The sequence below is a fragment of the Gordonia malaquae NBRC 108250 genome (assembly GCF_000344135.1).
GTDB classification, from domain to species: Bacteria; Actinomycetota; Actinomycetes; order Mycobacteriales; family Mycobacteriaceae; genus Gordonia; species Gordonia malaquae.
In genome coordinates this window covers 162,553-175,949 of the sequence record NZ_BAOP01000003.1, presented here as the reverse complement: position 1 = coordinate 175,949, position 13,397 = coordinate 162,553, and the positions used below count along the sequence as shown (strand labels likewise).

Sequence of the window (13,397 nt, the reverse complement as noted above, 5' to 3'; positions counted from 1 at the left end):
GGCTGGCGTCGCATCGACGCCCTTCCGCACTGCGGGCAGTGCGGAAGGGCGTCCGCGCATCAAGATCGCCGACGTCTCGGACCTCTTGGCCGTCGGCGCCGAAGTGGCACTCCGGTGAGATCACTCATTCGTCCTGGTCGGGGATCACACGACGCTCACAACGGGACACGCCGGGCGCCCGATCCTGTCTGGGCCAATTCGTCGTCCGGATTGAGCAGACCGCACGCCTTCATCGACAAGCAGCCGCAGCCGATGCATCCGGTGAGCTCCTTCTCGAGCTTCTCGATGCCGAGCCTGCGCTGTTCGAGTGTGGTCTTCCATCGGCGTGAGGCGCGTTGCCAGTCCTCGTGGCTCGGCCTCGTGTCGAGCGGGACCTCGGCGAAGGCGTCCTGTACATCGGACAGCGGGATGCCGAGACGCTTCGCCACGGACACCAGCGCTACTCGCCGCAGCATGTGGCGCGGGTAGCGGCGCTGGTTGCCTGCCGTTCGTTGTGACGCGATCAGATCGAGTGACTCGTAGTAGTGGAGTGCGGACACTGCGACGCCGGTACGGCGACTCATCTCGCCGACGGTGAGGAGTTCGTCCGGCTCGTGGTGCGTGACGCCCGTGTGGTCCATGTCTCCACTGTAGCCGTTGACCTCAAGTGCACTTGAAGTCATAGCGTGGCGAACGCACCTCTTCGAAAGGACGTCGACATGACCGACTACACGCTGCCCGAACTCCCGTACGACTACGACGCACTCGCGCCGCACATCTCCGGCAAGATCATGGAACTGCATCACTCCAAGCACCACGCGAATTACGTGGCCGGACTGAACACCACTCTCGAGAAGTTGGCCGAGGCACGTGACTCGGGGAACTTCGGTGCGATCGTCGGTCTGGAGAAGACTCTCGCGTTCAACCTCGGCGGTCACATCAACCACTCCATCTTCTGGAAGAACCTCTCGCCGGACGGCGGTGACAAGCCGAGCGCACTTCGAGCAGACGGCACTCACCATTCAGGGGTCGGGTTGGGCGATCCTCGCGTGGGACACGCTCGGCGGCAAACTGCACATCGTTCAGCTGTACGACCAGCAGAGCAACATCCCGGCCACGCTTGTCCCGATCATTCAGCTCGACATGTGGGAGCACGCCTTCTACCTCGACTACCTGAACGTGAAGAGTGACTACGTCAAGGCGTTCTGGAACATCGCGAACTGGGCCGACGCGCAAGAGCGGTTCGACGCGGCGATCACGCCCGGACGTCTGGTCTTCTGAACCGATGGGGTCGGACACGAACCTGTACGACGCATTCGCGACGTATGGCAGCGGAGTCGGTCTGGTGACCGTCCGAGACGGAGGCGACGACGCGTTCTTCGTCGCCGCATCCGTGCTGACGGCGTCGGTGGATCCGTTCGCGCTGGCCGTCTCGGTCGGGGCGACGCGGCCCGGACTCGCCGCTATCAGCAAGGGTGGGCCATGGACGTTATCCGTGCTCGCTGCAGATCATCTGGAACTGGTCCGTCGCCTCACGGCGAAGACCACGCACGCCGAACGCCTTGCCGCGTTGCGCGCTGCCGGGGCCGAACGGTCACCGGACGGGACCCTGCGTCTGGCGGACGCACTCGCCACCTTCTCGTGCGTGACGGCGTCGACGACGCCCGTGAACGACCAGGTCCTCGTTGTCGGCAGTGTGGTCCGAGGTGTGCTGGGGGCGGGCCACGCGCCTCTTCTGCGGTGGGACCACGAGTTTCACACGGTCGCTGGCGGCGCCGAACGGAAGCTGTCGGCCTAGCCGATCACGCCTAGCAGATCACCGCGGTCGGAGGCCGTCGGCGACCAATGATGCGAACAGCGCGAGGAGTTCGTCCACGTCGTGCCGATAGCGTCCGACGTGCCAACTCAGGCTCAGGACCCCGTTGACCGCCGCCCACAGCAGGGTGGCGGTCAAGTCGGGGTCGAGATCGGCTCGGGCGGTGCCGTCGGCGACTCCATCGCGGATCGCGTCCGCAAGTTTGCCGTTCTGCTCGTCGGTGAGATCGGCGATGCGCTCCAACGCTTCCGGGACGTCCGGCGGCGATGCCAGCAGACGGAACTGGTGCGGTCGCTCGGCAGCGAAGGCGGCATACGCCGCAGCCGCGCCCATCACACGCTCCTCAGCCGTTCCCGGACGGGCGTAAGCGGCGTCCATGTACTCGCGGTTCGCGGCGAGTGCTCGTTCGGCGACCGCGAGCAGAAGGGCGTCACGCGTACCGACGCGGTTGTAGATGGTCTGCAGCGCGACGTCCGCCCGATCGGACACCGCGGGCAGGGTCACTGCGTCGAGTCCTCCGTCGTCGAGGAGGGCCTCGGCGGCGTCGATGATCGCTTCACGCGTCGCCGTGCGTTTGCGCATCTGGCGGGACGGGGACTTCTCGTCGGGCACCGGGCCTCCTCTCGACGACTGCATTCTGTCACGCGACCCGAACTGTCAGTCGTGCCGGGAGCTGATCCAGCCGGTTTCGCTCGCAAGCGCCGCCGCATCGGGAATCGTGTTGCCGCGGAAGCCGATTCGATCAACGATCGGTCGGATCAAGCCGGGAATCCGCGCGAACAGCGAGTTGCTCTTCGGTGCGACGATCAACGGCTTCCGTCGTTCGATGCCGTCGACGATCGTGGCCACCACCTCGTCCAACGGAATCATCTTCCAGAGTCCGGACGTGTTGCCGCCCCAGAGGCGCCGACCTGCGGGGTCGGCGTGGACGTCGTCCATCATCGGGGTCTCGAAGAACGTCGGATGTGCACTGCCGACGTCCACGCCGTGGTGGCGGAGTTCGAGTCGGGTGGCGTCGGCCAATGCCCAGACTCCGGCCTTGCTCGCCACGTACGGACCGTTGAGCGGTGAGTGGGACGAACGCTGCCATCGATCCGACGCCGGCATTGGCGATGACGACGTCGATTCGGCCGAAGTGCTCGGCCGCCTCATCGACGGCCGCCTGGATGCTCGTCATGTCCCGGACGTCGACGGTCCAGGCCCGCGCCACGGAGTCGGAGCCGAACGATGTCGCCTGATCCCGGACCGCCTCTGCGTGGAGGTCGAGGAGAGCGAGATTGGCTCCGCGCGAGCGGAGTTCGGTGGCGAGTGCGGCGCCGAGACCGCCGGTGGATCCAGTGAGGACGACAGTGCGTCCGCTGAGTTCGTATCGAGTAATCAGAAGTTCCGATCGGCGTCAGGCGAGGGGGACGGTACGGGTGAGGAAGTCGAGCTGTTCGGTCACGTTGCGCTCGAACCAGTCGCCGACGTAGATGTCGAAGTGGCCGGCGTCGTACAGCTTGATCTCGGCGTTCGGCGCCTTGGCGACGTGCTTCTGCGTAGGTTTCGGGGGAGCGACGGTGTCGCGTTCGCAGATCACCACGTGCAGCGGGCACGTGACGTCCTTCGCCTTGCGTCCGGGGAACTCGCGGGGGATCTGCAGGGCGATGCGAGCGGCCACGTCCTTCGGGTAGCTCGCTCCCTCCGGAATGAGGGCTTGCACGCCTGCGGCGGCGTCGGGCGAGGTCATGAGCGCGGTCGAGCCGGGTGCTCCGTACGTCGGGATCATGACCGGACCCTTGCCCAGGCGAGAGGCGATCACATCGCGGACTGCCCGCGCGGTGACCTTTGCGCTGACGAGTGGCGACATCGTGAGGCCTGAGGCGAGACCGTCGGTGAAGGGGCACTGTGCCATTGCCGCCACGATCCGCTTGTCGTCGGCGGCTGTCACGATCGTGTGACCGCTGCTGAACGACGTGCCCCACACGACTACGCGGTCGGGGTCGATCTCCGGGAGGCTGCGGGCGTAGGAGACGGCGGCTTTCCAGTCGGCGCGTTGGCTGGCGACGTCGAGCAGTTGGCGCGGCTCGCCGCCGCTCGCGCCGAAGTATCGGTAGTCGAAGACGAGGCAGGCGTAGCTGGCTGCAGAGAAACGGTCAGCGAATGCGTCGAGCCGCTCCTCGCGGACGCCGCCCAGGCCGTGGGCCATCACAATGATCGGTCCCGGGGCGGCCGGCGAGTACCCCGCGGGTAGGTAGAGCCATGCCGCGCACTGGGCGTCGCCGGATGCGAAAGTGACGTCGGTGCGGGGTGCCGGTGTCTGGTCAGGGGGCATTCAGGTCTCCTCCAGGAGCGTTGGTTAGACCAGAATATAGATTGAGAACTAAAATTGGAAGACCATCTAAAAATTGGATCAGCTCGAACTGTTGAGCCTGTCTGCATCCCAGGTGATCCTGTGGTTCTGATCGGTCGCCCACGCCTCGATCCCGGGTGTGAGGAGCAACTGTTCGACAACCGCTGCGCTCGCTCCGATGTATGTCGATCGGTGGCACCAGCTCCCGACCGTGCCTGGCTGGTGGAGGTGAATGTCGGCGGTTGTCCATGACGTGTCCGGCGCGATGGAGAGGAGGTCATCGGCAGTCCGGCCTCGCGGTGTGCGCTCAGATGCGATCATTGCCTGATCTTACGGAGGAAGAGTGTGCGGCGAAGCGGTCAAACACGCGAAAACCTGTGCGGCCAGCGGATATTCGGCGCTTGCGGTGTGATCGCGGCGTACACTGAGATTCCCGAGACGTCAGGAGAACATGATGACCACACCATCGCGTTCAGCGGTTTTCCGTAGTGCTGCAGTCGTGGTCGCGGTCACCGCCACCGTGGCCGTCGGCGGAGTCGCGGGCCAAGCGTCTGCCGACGTCAAGCCGGGCGCCTACACATCCACGACGCTGTCTGGCGGTGCCGTTCTGCTCAAACGTGACGGTCGCGTGCAAGGTCACGACCTCGTCTTGATCGGCCGCTACCGGATCCACCCGATGGGCCGCGGCAGCTACTACGTCGACTTCTTTCCGGGCCATCGTGTGATCATGAATCCCGACGGGCGCGGAGGCTACCGCGGACCGGCATACCTCGGCGGCGCGGTCATCGGATCGTTCCTCCTCACCCCGAAGCGATGACCGACGCCCGGGTGTGGAACCGGTAGCCACCAAGCGCCGCAGGCAACCGGCGCCGCCGTCGGTGGTGTTCGAGGATCTGACCTCCCCGAACCGGCAGCCCGCCAGGCAGTGGCTGACGCTGTTCGATGACGAGGTCGAGCCGACCATGATCGAATCTGAACGACCCCTGCGTGTGGTCTGGTCGTCACTGTGGACCAGGCGACCTGACCTACAGGTCGCGTTCGACTTGATCGACGTCGACGGCGAAACCGATCTGCGATGGACGTTGCTCGCGGAGAGTCCCGTTCCCGATTCTCAACTCCGACACGTCTGCCAACGCATCGGAACGCTCATCAACGCGAACCTTCGGTACACCTACGGGCAGTAGTCTCTCCTGCGGTTGAGGCGAGCATGGCCTTCCCCCTGCTGCTTCGACTCGCCCAACGAGCGGGGGGTCCGTCGTCCGACTGTTTGAGTTGCTCGAGAACGGTGCTACTGTTTCCTTTATGGAAACAGTAGGGGAGCGTCCGACCGCGACGACGCACGACGAATGATCCAGTGGGCGCTCGAGTCGGAGAAGTCGACTCGCAACCCGCCGCTGCCGTGGGTGTTCTTCGTCGTCCAGGCGACGCTCCTCACCGTGGCGTGTTGGGCTCAGGTCCTTCCTCACGACATCGGAAAGGCCGTGACCGTCGTCTGCCTGGTCGGCGTCGTCGGCGTCGGGATTCGGAGGGTGTATGGGAGGCCCGGTTACGGCTACGTGCGGCCGGACGCGCGGCAGTCAGCACCCTATGTCGTTGCGATGTGTGTTCTGGCCGGAACCCCCGCAGCTCTCGCAATCGGGCTCGAGCGGCCGTGGCTGTGGCTTGTCGCGGGCGCGCTCGCTGGTGCGACGACTCTTGACATGGGCCGCCGGTACCGCGCGAGGTTCGGCCATGCATGAGCCGAGGTTCGATCCTGTTATCCACGCGCCGGCCCGCCTCCGGATCTGCGCGATCGCCGCTGCCTCGTCCTACGTCGAGTTCGGCGAACTGCAGACGCGGTTGGACCTGTCGAAGTCGGCCCTCAGCAAGCAGGTCGCCCAGCTGACAGAAGCCGGGTACCTCAGTGAGGAGTACGTGACGCGAGCAGGGCGTTCGCGGCTACGACTCGCTCTGACTGAGGACGGGCTCCAGGCCTACCGCGATCACGTCCGGGCACTCAAAGACATCATCGAGTCTTCGGCGCCTGTTGAGGAGCTTGAACGACCGGAGGTGTCGAGGTCTGACGCCGGGTCGGGCGTCGAGTAGATCTGCGGCTGCGACCGATCCGCGTCGCGGCAACCGCTGGACAGGAGATGGAAGAGATGTCGACATCAACCGGGACGCTCTCGTTCGCAGCAGTCGCACTTGGCGGCGCGATCCTCGCGTCGTCTCTGACCGACGGAGTCGCGTCCGCAGCACCCGAAGCGAATCAAGCCGCCGGGCAATTGACCTTCGCCATCCCGGCGATCGGCGGAGTGGAGATCGGACCCGGCGGAGTCCCCGGCGGGTCGTTTCAACAGACTCGAGTGACCGCCCGACCACAGGGCGAGGCTTCTGTCGTGTTCGTCGCGACCGGACTGGCGCCGTGGTTCTACCAGTACGCCTACCGGTATGTCTCGGTGGCGTGGCACAACCTATCCACCGGCGCGACGGGAACTGTCGCATTGCGGCACTGGCGGCGACCGAGCTTTCCAGTGACCGGTTACCCGGCCACACTGCCGACTGTGGCGACGGCCCGCACCGGTGCAGGTCTGGTGGTGGCGGCAGTGACCGTGGTGCGTGAGCAGTACAAGGGGAGTTCGCCCAGCAGCATCATTCCCGGCCTCAATGCATTGATCGTTCCGTGAGTGTCAGGAGCAGAGGATGATGATCACCTTCGCGCAGAGTCGTGCACCGGCCGGCGTTCTGGTGTCGGCCGTGACGGCGGTGCTACTCGTCGGATGCGGGCCGAACGTTGAACCGACGTCGGCATCGACCCTCAAATCGTCACCGAGCACGCAAGCGCCGCAACCTCATCCGTCGTCCGCTCGGCCGTCCGTCCTCGTTCCGGACACCGCTACGGAGGCTGCCGACACCGCGACCACCACGCCACCGTCCGAGCCGACGGAGGCCAGTCCGGTCGACCCGAATGAACCGTCCGCCGCCGGAACATACTGCGGCGACGGTTACAACCAGCTCGCCGTGTGGTCATTCGGCCCGGAATGCGCCACGGCGATGGCCGTTTCGGCTGCTCTCGGGGCGAAGCGCGAAGCGGGAGATCGCGGCGTCACCTACGTGTCGGCGGCGGGGCAGAGGTGGGTGTGCGGCGAGAGCGGAACCGGCGTTCCATACCTCGAATGCTCAAGCAACGTCGGAGCGGTCCGTCTGACGTCGTAACTGCTGGGCGAATAGACAGAAGTATCTCGTCCCAGCGACTTCGCAGATTCCAAATGTTTGCCCAGGTAGCGTGCTGGCGTATGGCCGTTGCGTACCCCACAGGATCAGTACTCATCTTTCGGACCGACTATTCGGACAGTGACGCGGAGTGGCGGCAATTGATCGATGTCGTCACGGAGCTCACGAGAGGCGAATCGGACTTCACGTTCGTCGATGACCGCGCATTCGAGGGTGCAGATCGGGGTTTCCTGGCCCGACTGGCCAAGGACTCAGGCGGTGACTACAACGACTTCGCGTACGTTGCAGACTGTCGCACTCTGTCGTCTCCGGAATACCCGATCCTCGTAGTCGACCTGCTCGCGGGCGAAGACAGCGCGGAACTCGCAGAACTTCGAGTGATCCCTCGGATGCTCTCATCGGTCGTCGACAATCTCCTCATCGCGAATCTCGACCCGGAAGACTTCATTGACGCATCGGACGACGACGGGGTGCTGCGCGGAATCTGATCTCGGTCCGCTGTCCACGGTCGATATTGCGTCTCGTAGACCGACGGTCGCTACCCAGCAGTGAGTTCGGCCGCCAGCGCGAGCACACGGGCGGTGATGTCATCGCGCACGAGCCTCATCCGTTCGATGCCGTCTATCCCGCGCTCGGACGGTTCGTCGGTGTCCCAGTTGATCAGCGTGACCCCGGCGGGGGCATCGACAACGGCTTCGCGGCCGAGGGTGATCACGAGGTCGGCGCGGGCGAGCAACTCGGGGTCGATGGGTTTCGGAGTCTCGCCGGTGATGTCGATGCCGACTTCGGCGAGGCTCTCGGCAGACAGCCCGTTGACAGTGGTCCCGGGCTTGGTTCCTGCTGAGTGCACCTCGACGACCTCGCCGGCTGCCTTGCGCATCAGGCCGGCAGCCATTTGGGACTTGCCGCCGTTCTTCACGCATACGAACAGCACGCTCGGTGTTGCCGCGATGTCGGCAACGGAGGGGGAGTCGGCCATCAGTTCACGCTCCTAGTCGGGTCGGCGCCGGCGGCGGCCGTGGGGGATGTCGGGGCAGAAGGAAAGCGCTTGCGGAGAGCAAGTGAGACGTAGACGAGGCCGACCAGCACCGGGACCTCGATCAACGGGCCGACCACTCCCGCGAGTGCCTGCCCGGAGGTGGCGCCGTAGGTGGCGATCGCGACGGCGATGGCGAGCTCGAAGTTGTTGCCTGCCGCGGTGAACGCGAGTGTTGTCGTCCGTTCGTATCCCAAGCCCATGGCTGCGCCGAGCACATATCCGCCTCCCCACATGACCGCGAAGTAGACGAGCAAGGGGAGTGCGATGCGAATGACGTCCCACGGGCGGCTGGTGATCTGTTCACCCTGAAGCGCGAACAGGATGACGATGGTGAACAGGAGACCGTACAGCGCCCACGGCCCGACCTTTGGAAGGAGGCGGTCTTCGTACCAGTCGCGGCCTTTGGTCTTCTCGCCGATCCGGCGTGACAGGTACCCGGCGAGCAGTGGGATGCCGAGGAAGATCAGCACGGACTTCGCGATCTGCCACGGCGAGGTGCTGATGGTCGTCTGTTCGAGGCCGAGCCAGCCGGGCAGAACCGAGAGGTAGAACCAGCCCAGGACGGCGAACATCACCACCTGGAACATCGAGTTGAGGGCCACGAGGACGGCTGCGGCCTCACGATCGCCGCAGGCGAGGTCGTTCCAGATGATCACCATGGCGATGCATCGGGCAAGGCCGACGATGATCAGCCCGGTGCGGTATTCGGGCAGGTCGGGGAGCATCAGCCAGGCGAGGGCGAACATCAGTGCTGGACCCAGCGCCCAGTTCAGGAGCAGTGACCCCAGAAGCAGTTTTCGGTCACCGGTGACGGTGTCGAGGCGGTCGTAGCGCACCTTCGCCAGAACCGGGTACATCATGATCAACAGGCCCAGGGCGATGGGGAGGGAGACGCCGTCGACCTGGATCTTCTCCAACGCTGTGTTCAGTCCGGGGATCATCCGGCCCAGAAACAGTCCGGCGACCATGGCGACGCCGATCCACACGGGCAGGAACCGGTCGAGTGTCGACAATCTGCCGACGACTTGTTGGCGCTCCGAGGTGCTCACTGTTGGGCCTTCGTCTCGATCGCGGGAGCAAGCTCGCCTGTTCGCAGGACCTCGGCGAGCGACGACAGAACCTCTGGAACGACGCGGTAGTACACCCACGATGCTCGGCGCTCGGAGTCGAGTAGCCCTGCAGTCTTGAGGACCTTGAGGTGATGGGAGATCGTCGGTTGGGAGATGTCGACGGCCGGGGAGATGTCGCAGACGCACGCCTCCCCGTTCGAGTGACTCGCTATCAGGCTCAACAGGCGTAGTCGAACCGGGTCGCCGAGGGCCCGGAACATAAGCGCGAGGTCAACGGACTGCGGTTCCGACAGCGGCTCCCGCACCAATGGCGAACACCGCACTGACGCATCCGTCGATCCAATCGATATCGACATTCATCGATATTGACAGTTGTCGATATCCAGGTCAAGTTGGCCCGCACAGCCCGTCAGCCGCTCAACGAACGGTCGACCACGCGCTGCGGGTCAGCCCAGTTCGACGGTCCGACTTGCAGCATCGACGACCTCGGGATCGTGAGTCGCAACGACTGTGATGCAGCCGGAGTCGACAGTGATCGCGCGGAGGAGTTCCGTGATCCGGCCGGCTTGGCTACGGTCGACCGCGGCAGTTGGTTCATCCACGAGCAGAAGTCGAGGGCGATGAACGAGGGCGCGGGCGATCGCGACCCTCTGGCGCTGGCCGCCGGACAGTTCGTCGGGACGCCGGTTCGCATGATCGGACAACTCGACCGCATCGAGAAGCTCCGCAGCCCGTGCGCGCGCGGCGCGTGGCCGCTCACCCGCGATCGACGCCATTGCGACCACCTGATCGATCACCCGAAGGCCAGGGAAGAGGTTTCCACTCTGGAACACGTAGCCGATCATCGTGCGTCGCACACGGCTGCGCTCGCGGTCGGACTGCCCGGTCACGTCGATCCCGTCGAGTTCCATGCGGCCGCTGATTGGGCGACGCAGTGCCCCGCATACGCCGAGCAGAGTGGACTTGCCTGAGCCGGACGGACCGACGATGGCAGTCATCGTTGCTGGAGCGAAGGTGGCCGAGAAACTGTCGAGGACGGTGAGCTTTTCTCCGGCGGTCTCGTAGTCGACGCGCACTTCTGTCAGGTGCAGGCTCATCGGAAGGCTCCCAGCATGGTCAGCGGATCGGCGGAAGCGACCCAACGCAGAGTCACGGCCGAACCGACGAGTGATGCGCCGATGACGGCGAGGGTGGTGATCGTGAGGGACCCGAGCGGTAGATCGAAAGGCACGGCGTCCCCCAGCAGGATTCCGAGACCGTAGGCGGCGACCGATCCCGCAATCGTCGAGGCGGTGACGATGATCGCGGCCTGAGCCAGGGTCGACCCGACCAGTGACCATCGGGAGACGCCGAGGGCGCGCTGCAACGCGTACAGACCTTGGCGTTGGAGCACCCACACGGCGAAGAATGCGGCCACGATGAGCGGGGCGATCACGTACAGGAACGCGAGGATCGAGTTCATCGTCAGTCGCTCCCCGGAGTATCCGGGCGCGGCCTCCAGCATGACGTCGGTGCCCGACAGCGTTGTACCGCCGAGATTGTTCGGCGCATCTCCGCCGAGGATCAGTATCGCCGCGGCGGTTCCTTGCTGACGATCTGTGAGGTCAGTGGTCCCGTAACGAATGGCGCGCCATGTGTCGAGCGACGTGTAGACGGCAGGCACGTGGCCGAACGACCGGTCGTCTACAGCTCCGACGACGCGGAGTCGGACGTCGCTGTCGTCTACGGACACCAGGTCGCCGACCGCAAGGCCCTCCTCAAGCAGATCCGCTGTGATCACAACCTCGTCGGGACCGGCGGTCAGCGCCGAACCCTGTTCCGCCCCCGGATTCACGGAGCTGCTCGGATCGATTCCGAATACAGCCATGTCGACCGCGATCCCGGATTCGTTGGTGCCGTGCGTCATGCTGACGCCCAGAGGCGTCGCGTCGACGTCGGCGGATGATGTCCACGCCCGTACGTCCTTCTCGCTGACCACGCTCCGGTTGAAGTCGGTCGCGCCGTCAGAGAATGCGATCGCCTGGGCGTTCAATGCGCGTAGCGCCGACACGGTGTCGTTCCCGAGGCCGAGTGTGAACCCGGAAACCATGCCGACCAGTGCCGCGACCAACGCGATCACCAGTCCCATCATGGCGAAGCGGCCCCACGCCGCTCGTAGCTCCCGCACTGCTATGAACATGAACGCACCTCCTTCGAGACACCGTGTCTCCAGGAGAACGTACAGCAGCGCGACAGGGTGTCGCAAAAGTGTGTTCAGCTCATGCTGATGAGCGCTTCCGTCGACGCGCACGCGAAGTCGATCACGCGATCGGCAGGTTCCTCGGGGGAGATTCTCTGCATCATCGAGTCGACGAGGGCCTGCACGGCTTCCTCAAGGAGGTCCGGGTCTGCGGGTTCGAGGTCGATGACGGCCGTATGAAGCACGGCGGCGATCTGCTTGTGAAGTGCAGTGATCCGTTCGCGTGCCGACTCCGACAGCGCGTAGCCGGCAAGGGACTGCTGCAGTGCGTGTTCGCCCTCGGCCGCCTGGGTCAGGTTGCTTCGAACGTAGGCGATCACCGCTTCTTGGGGACTGGCCGCGGCGTCGACCTCCTCGGCCACTCTTGCCGCCCACTCGGCGAAGCCGCGAGCCAACACGAGATCGACCAGGTCATCAATGGACGACACATACCGGTAGATGCTGTTTCGGGCGATCCCGGCCTCCGCGGCGACCGCAGAAGCCGTCAGTCTGCTCCCGGTCTCGCCGAGCAGGATTCGCTGCGCGCCGTCCATCAACGAGGACAGGACCGCCTCCCGGTGCTCAACGACAGTTCCCGTGCTGATCTTCGGCACTTGAGTCAACTCCCATCGGTCGTGAGTGTATGAAGTCTACTGTTCGAGCCGAAGTCGACATGACCACACGCACGGCGTGGTATTGGTCGGTATGGCCAAAACGCTCGTGAATGTCGACAACTTCGTACACGCAGAGAATGCGCGCATGTTCCAGGATCTCCAGCGAGATGCTGGAGGGGTCAACACTTTCCTTCACAACCGGCGACCGGTTGAGATCGACAAACAGACAGTCATACGGCTGAATCGGGACACGCTCTATAGCTTTGCGATCGTCGATATTTCGCGTGGCGCATCGTTCACGATCCCAGAACACGGGGATCGATACCTGTCGGCCATGGTGGTCAATGAGGCTCACCACATCAATCGGACCTATCATTCACCGGGCTCATACGAACTTTCCGTCGGCGAATTCGGGTCCCAGTACGTCGCTCTCGCGGTCCGGATTCTCGCCGACCCGTCGGATCCATCCGACATCGCGGAGGTCGGCGCCATTCAAGACATGCTTGGATTGACCAGCAATTCGGCCGTGCCGTTCGAGACTCCGGAGTACGACGCGGCGACATTCGACGACACGCGCGACGCTTTGCTCGCGCTGGCGAGCAATCTCACGGGATACGACCGAATGTTCGGCTCTGTGGAGCAGACCGATCCGGTGCGCCACCTGATCGGGACCGCAGCCGGCTGGGGTGGGCTACCCACCACGGAGGCCTGCTACGTCGGCGGGGCAGTGCCGCAGCCCGACGGCAGATACGAGATGACCGTCGAGGATGTTCCGGTGGACGGGTTCTGGTCCATCTCGGTCTATAACTCATCAGGGTATTTCGAACCGAACGATGCCGACTCATACACGATCAACAGCGTCACCGCTGAGAAAGATGACGACGGCACTGTGACGGTGCGGTTCGGACAGTATCCGGCCGGGACGCCGAATGTCATCGTGACTCCGAACGACTGGAACTACCTCGTTCGGCTTTACCGCCCGCGTGCGGAGATTCTGGATGGAACGTGGTCGTTTCCGGTGCCTACCGCAGTTCCGGCGGGCTGACGGACCTCGGGGAAACATTGCTGCCAGTCCGGTAGTGTGACCTTCTGGTGTGCCGGGAAGTCTGGTCGGCG

The 13,397-nt window shown here is 64.6% G+C and carries 18 protein-coding genes and 2 pseudogenes; 10 read left to right on the top strand and 10 right to left on the bottom strand.

Annotation, left to right across the window (positions count from 1 at the left end):
* Positions 1-155: 155 nt before the first annotated feature.
* Positions 156-620: a redox-sensitive transcriptional activator SoxR gene (soxR, locus tag GM1_RS02810; protein WP_008376443.1), complete on the bottom strand. Its 465-nt coding sequence runs from the start codon at positions 618-620 to the stop codon at positions 156-158.
* Between the two features lie 78 nt (positions 621-698).
* On the opposite strand from soxR, the pseudogene GM1_RS02805 reads away from it, so the two are divergent.
* Positions 699-1,260: pseudogene (locus tag GM1_RS02805) on the top strand (superoxide dismutase).
* A 4-nt stretch (positions 1,261-1,264) separates the two neighbouring features.
* Entirely contained in the window at positions 1,265-1,777 is a 513-nt protein-coding gene (locus tag GM1_RS02800) for a flavin reductase family protein (RefSeq protein ID WP_008376439.1), read from the top strand.
* Positions 1,778-1,795: 18 nt separating this feature from the next.
* On the opposite strand, the gene GM1_RS02795 is transcribed toward GM1_RS02800, so the two are convergent.
* The 3 genes and pseudogenes from GM1_RS02795 to GM1_RS02785 form a co-directional block, all read right to left on the bottom strand.
* Positions 1,796-2,431 (bottom strand): TetR/AcrR family transcriptional regulator, encoded by a 636-nt coding sequence (locus GM1_RS02795; RefSeq protein ID WP_081604220.1) that lies wholly within the window; start codon positions 2,429-2,431, stop codon positions 1,796-1,798.
* A gap of 21 nt (positions 2,432-2,452) precedes the next feature.
* Positions 2,453-3,173, bottom strand: a pseudogene (locus GM1_RS02790) (SDR family NAD(P)-dependent oxidoreductase).
* Between the two features lie 18 nt (positions 3,174-3,191).
* Complete coding sequence (locus GM1_RS02785) at positions 3,192-4,109, bottom strand: alpha/beta hydrolase (RefSeq protein ID WP_008376434.1); 918 nt, start codon at positions 4,107-4,109, stop codon at positions 3,192-3,194.
* A 469-nt stretch (positions 4,110-4,578) separates the two neighbouring features.
* Between GM1_RS02785 and GM1_RS02775 the strand changes: the two genes are divergently transcribed.
* The 7 genes from GM1_RS02775 to GM1_RS02745 all read left to right on the top strand — a co-directional run bounded on the left by GM1_RS02775 (position 4,579) and on the right by GM1_RS02745 (position 7,828).
* The gene (locus GM1_RS02775; RefSeq protein WP_244874749.1) at positions 4,579-4,944 is read left to right on the top strand and encodes a hypothetical protein; all 366 of its coding nucleotides are present in this window, start codon (positions 4,579-4,581) and stop codon (positions 4,942-4,944) included.
* 13 nt (positions 4,945-4,957) lie between these two features.
* The gene (locus GM1_RS02770) at positions 4,958-5,311 is read left to right on the top strand and encodes a hypothetical protein (RefSeq protein WP_008376430.1); all 354 of its coding nucleotides are present in this window, start codon (positions 4,958-4,960) and stop codon (positions 5,309-5,311) included.
* A 162-nt stretch (positions 5,312-5,473) separates the two neighbouring features.
* Positions 5,474-5,866 carry a hypothetical protein gene (locus GM1_RS02765; protein ID WP_008376429.1) on the top strand — a complete coding sequence of 131 codons (393 nt, stop codon included), beginning with the start codon at positions 5,474-5,476 and terminating at the stop codon, positions 5,864-5,866.
* Positions 5,859-6,212: a transcriptional regulator gene (locus GM1_RS02760; protein WP_008376428.1), complete on the top strand. Its 354-nt coding sequence runs from the start codon at positions 5,859-5,861 to the stop codon at positions 6,210-6,212. Before GM1_RS02765 ends, GM1_RS02760 begins: the two co-directional genes overlap by 8 nt.
* Before the next feature lie 56 nt (positions 6,213-6,268).
* The gene (locus GM1_RS02755; protein WP_008376426.1) at positions 6,269-6,793 is read left to right on the top strand and encodes a hypothetical protein; all 525 of its coding nucleotides are present in this window, start codon (positions 6,269-6,271) and stop codon (positions 6,791-6,793) included.
* A 16-nt stretch (positions 6,794-6,809) separates the two neighbouring features.
* The gene (locus GM1_RS02750) at positions 6,810-7,322 is read left to right on the top strand and encodes a hypothetical protein (protein ID WP_008376424.1); all 513 of its coding nucleotides are present in this window, start codon (positions 6,810-6,812) and stop codon (positions 7,320-7,322) included.
* A gap of 80 nt (positions 7,323-7,402) precedes the next feature.
* Positions 7,403-7,828, top strand: a complete 426-nt coding sequence (locus tag GM1_RS02745) for a DUF6924 domain-containing protein (RefSeq protein WP_008376422.1) — start codon at positions 7,403-7,405, stop codon at positions 7,826-7,828.
* A gap of 50 nt (positions 7,829-7,878) precedes the next feature.
* Here GM1_RS02745 and GM1_RS02740 read toward each other — a convergent pair whose 3' ends face one another.
* The 6 genes from GM1_RS02740 to GM1_RS02715 all read right to left on the bottom strand — a co-directional run bounded on the left by GM1_RS02740 (position 7,879) and on the right by GM1_RS02715 (position 12,281).
* Positions 7,879-8,319 (bottom strand): arsenate-mycothiol transferase ArsC, encoded by a 441-nt coding sequence (locus GM1_RS02740; protein ID WP_008376421.1) that lies wholly within the window; start codon positions 8,317-8,319, stop codon positions 7,879-7,881.
* Positions 8,319-9,428, bottom strand: a complete 1,110-nt coding sequence (gene arsB / locus GM1_RS02735; RefSeq protein ID WP_008376419.1) for an ACR3 family arsenite efflux transporter — start codon at positions 9,426-9,428, stop codon at positions 8,319-8,321. Before arsB ends, GM1_RS02740 begins: the two co-directional genes overlap by 1 nt.
* Positions 9,425-9,805, bottom strand: a complete 381-nt coding sequence (locus tag GM1_RS02730) for an ArsR/SmtB family transcription factor (protein ID WP_075051985.1) — start codon at positions 9,803-9,805, stop codon at positions 9,425-9,427. The genes arsB and GM1_RS02730 overlap by 4 nt, the downstream gene beginning before the upstream one ends.
* 90 nt (positions 9,806-9,895) lie before the next feature.
* Positions 9,896-10,546, bottom strand: a complete 651-nt coding sequence (locus GM1_RS02725; protein ID WP_008376415.1) for an ABC transporter ATP-binding protein — start codon at positions 10,544-10,546, stop codon at positions 9,896-9,898.
* Positions 10,543-11,628 carry an ABC transporter permease gene (locus GM1_RS02720; RefSeq protein ID WP_008376414.1) on the bottom strand — a complete coding sequence of 362 codons (1,086 nt, stop codon included), beginning with the start codon at positions 11,626-11,628 and terminating at the stop codon, positions 10,543-10,545. The genes GM1_RS02725 and GM1_RS02720 overlap by 4 nt, the downstream gene beginning before the upstream one ends.
* Before the next feature lie 74 nt (positions 11,629-11,702).
* On the bottom strand, positions 11,703-12,281 hold the full coding sequence (locus tag GM1_RS02715; RefSeq protein WP_008376412.1) for a TetR/AcrR family transcriptional regulator: 579 nt from the start codon (positions 12,279-12,281) through the stop codon (positions 11,703-11,705).
* Between the two features lie 91 nt (positions 12,282-12,372).
* Here GM1_RS02715 and GM1_RS02710 point away from each other — a divergent pair, with 91 nt between their 5' ends.
* Positions 12,373-13,326: a DUF1214 domain-containing protein gene (locus GM1_RS02710; protein WP_008376410.1), complete on the top strand. Its 954-nt coding sequence runs from the start codon at positions 12,373-12,375 to the stop codon at positions 13,324-13,326.
* Positions 13,327-13,397 lie beyond the last annotated feature (71 nt).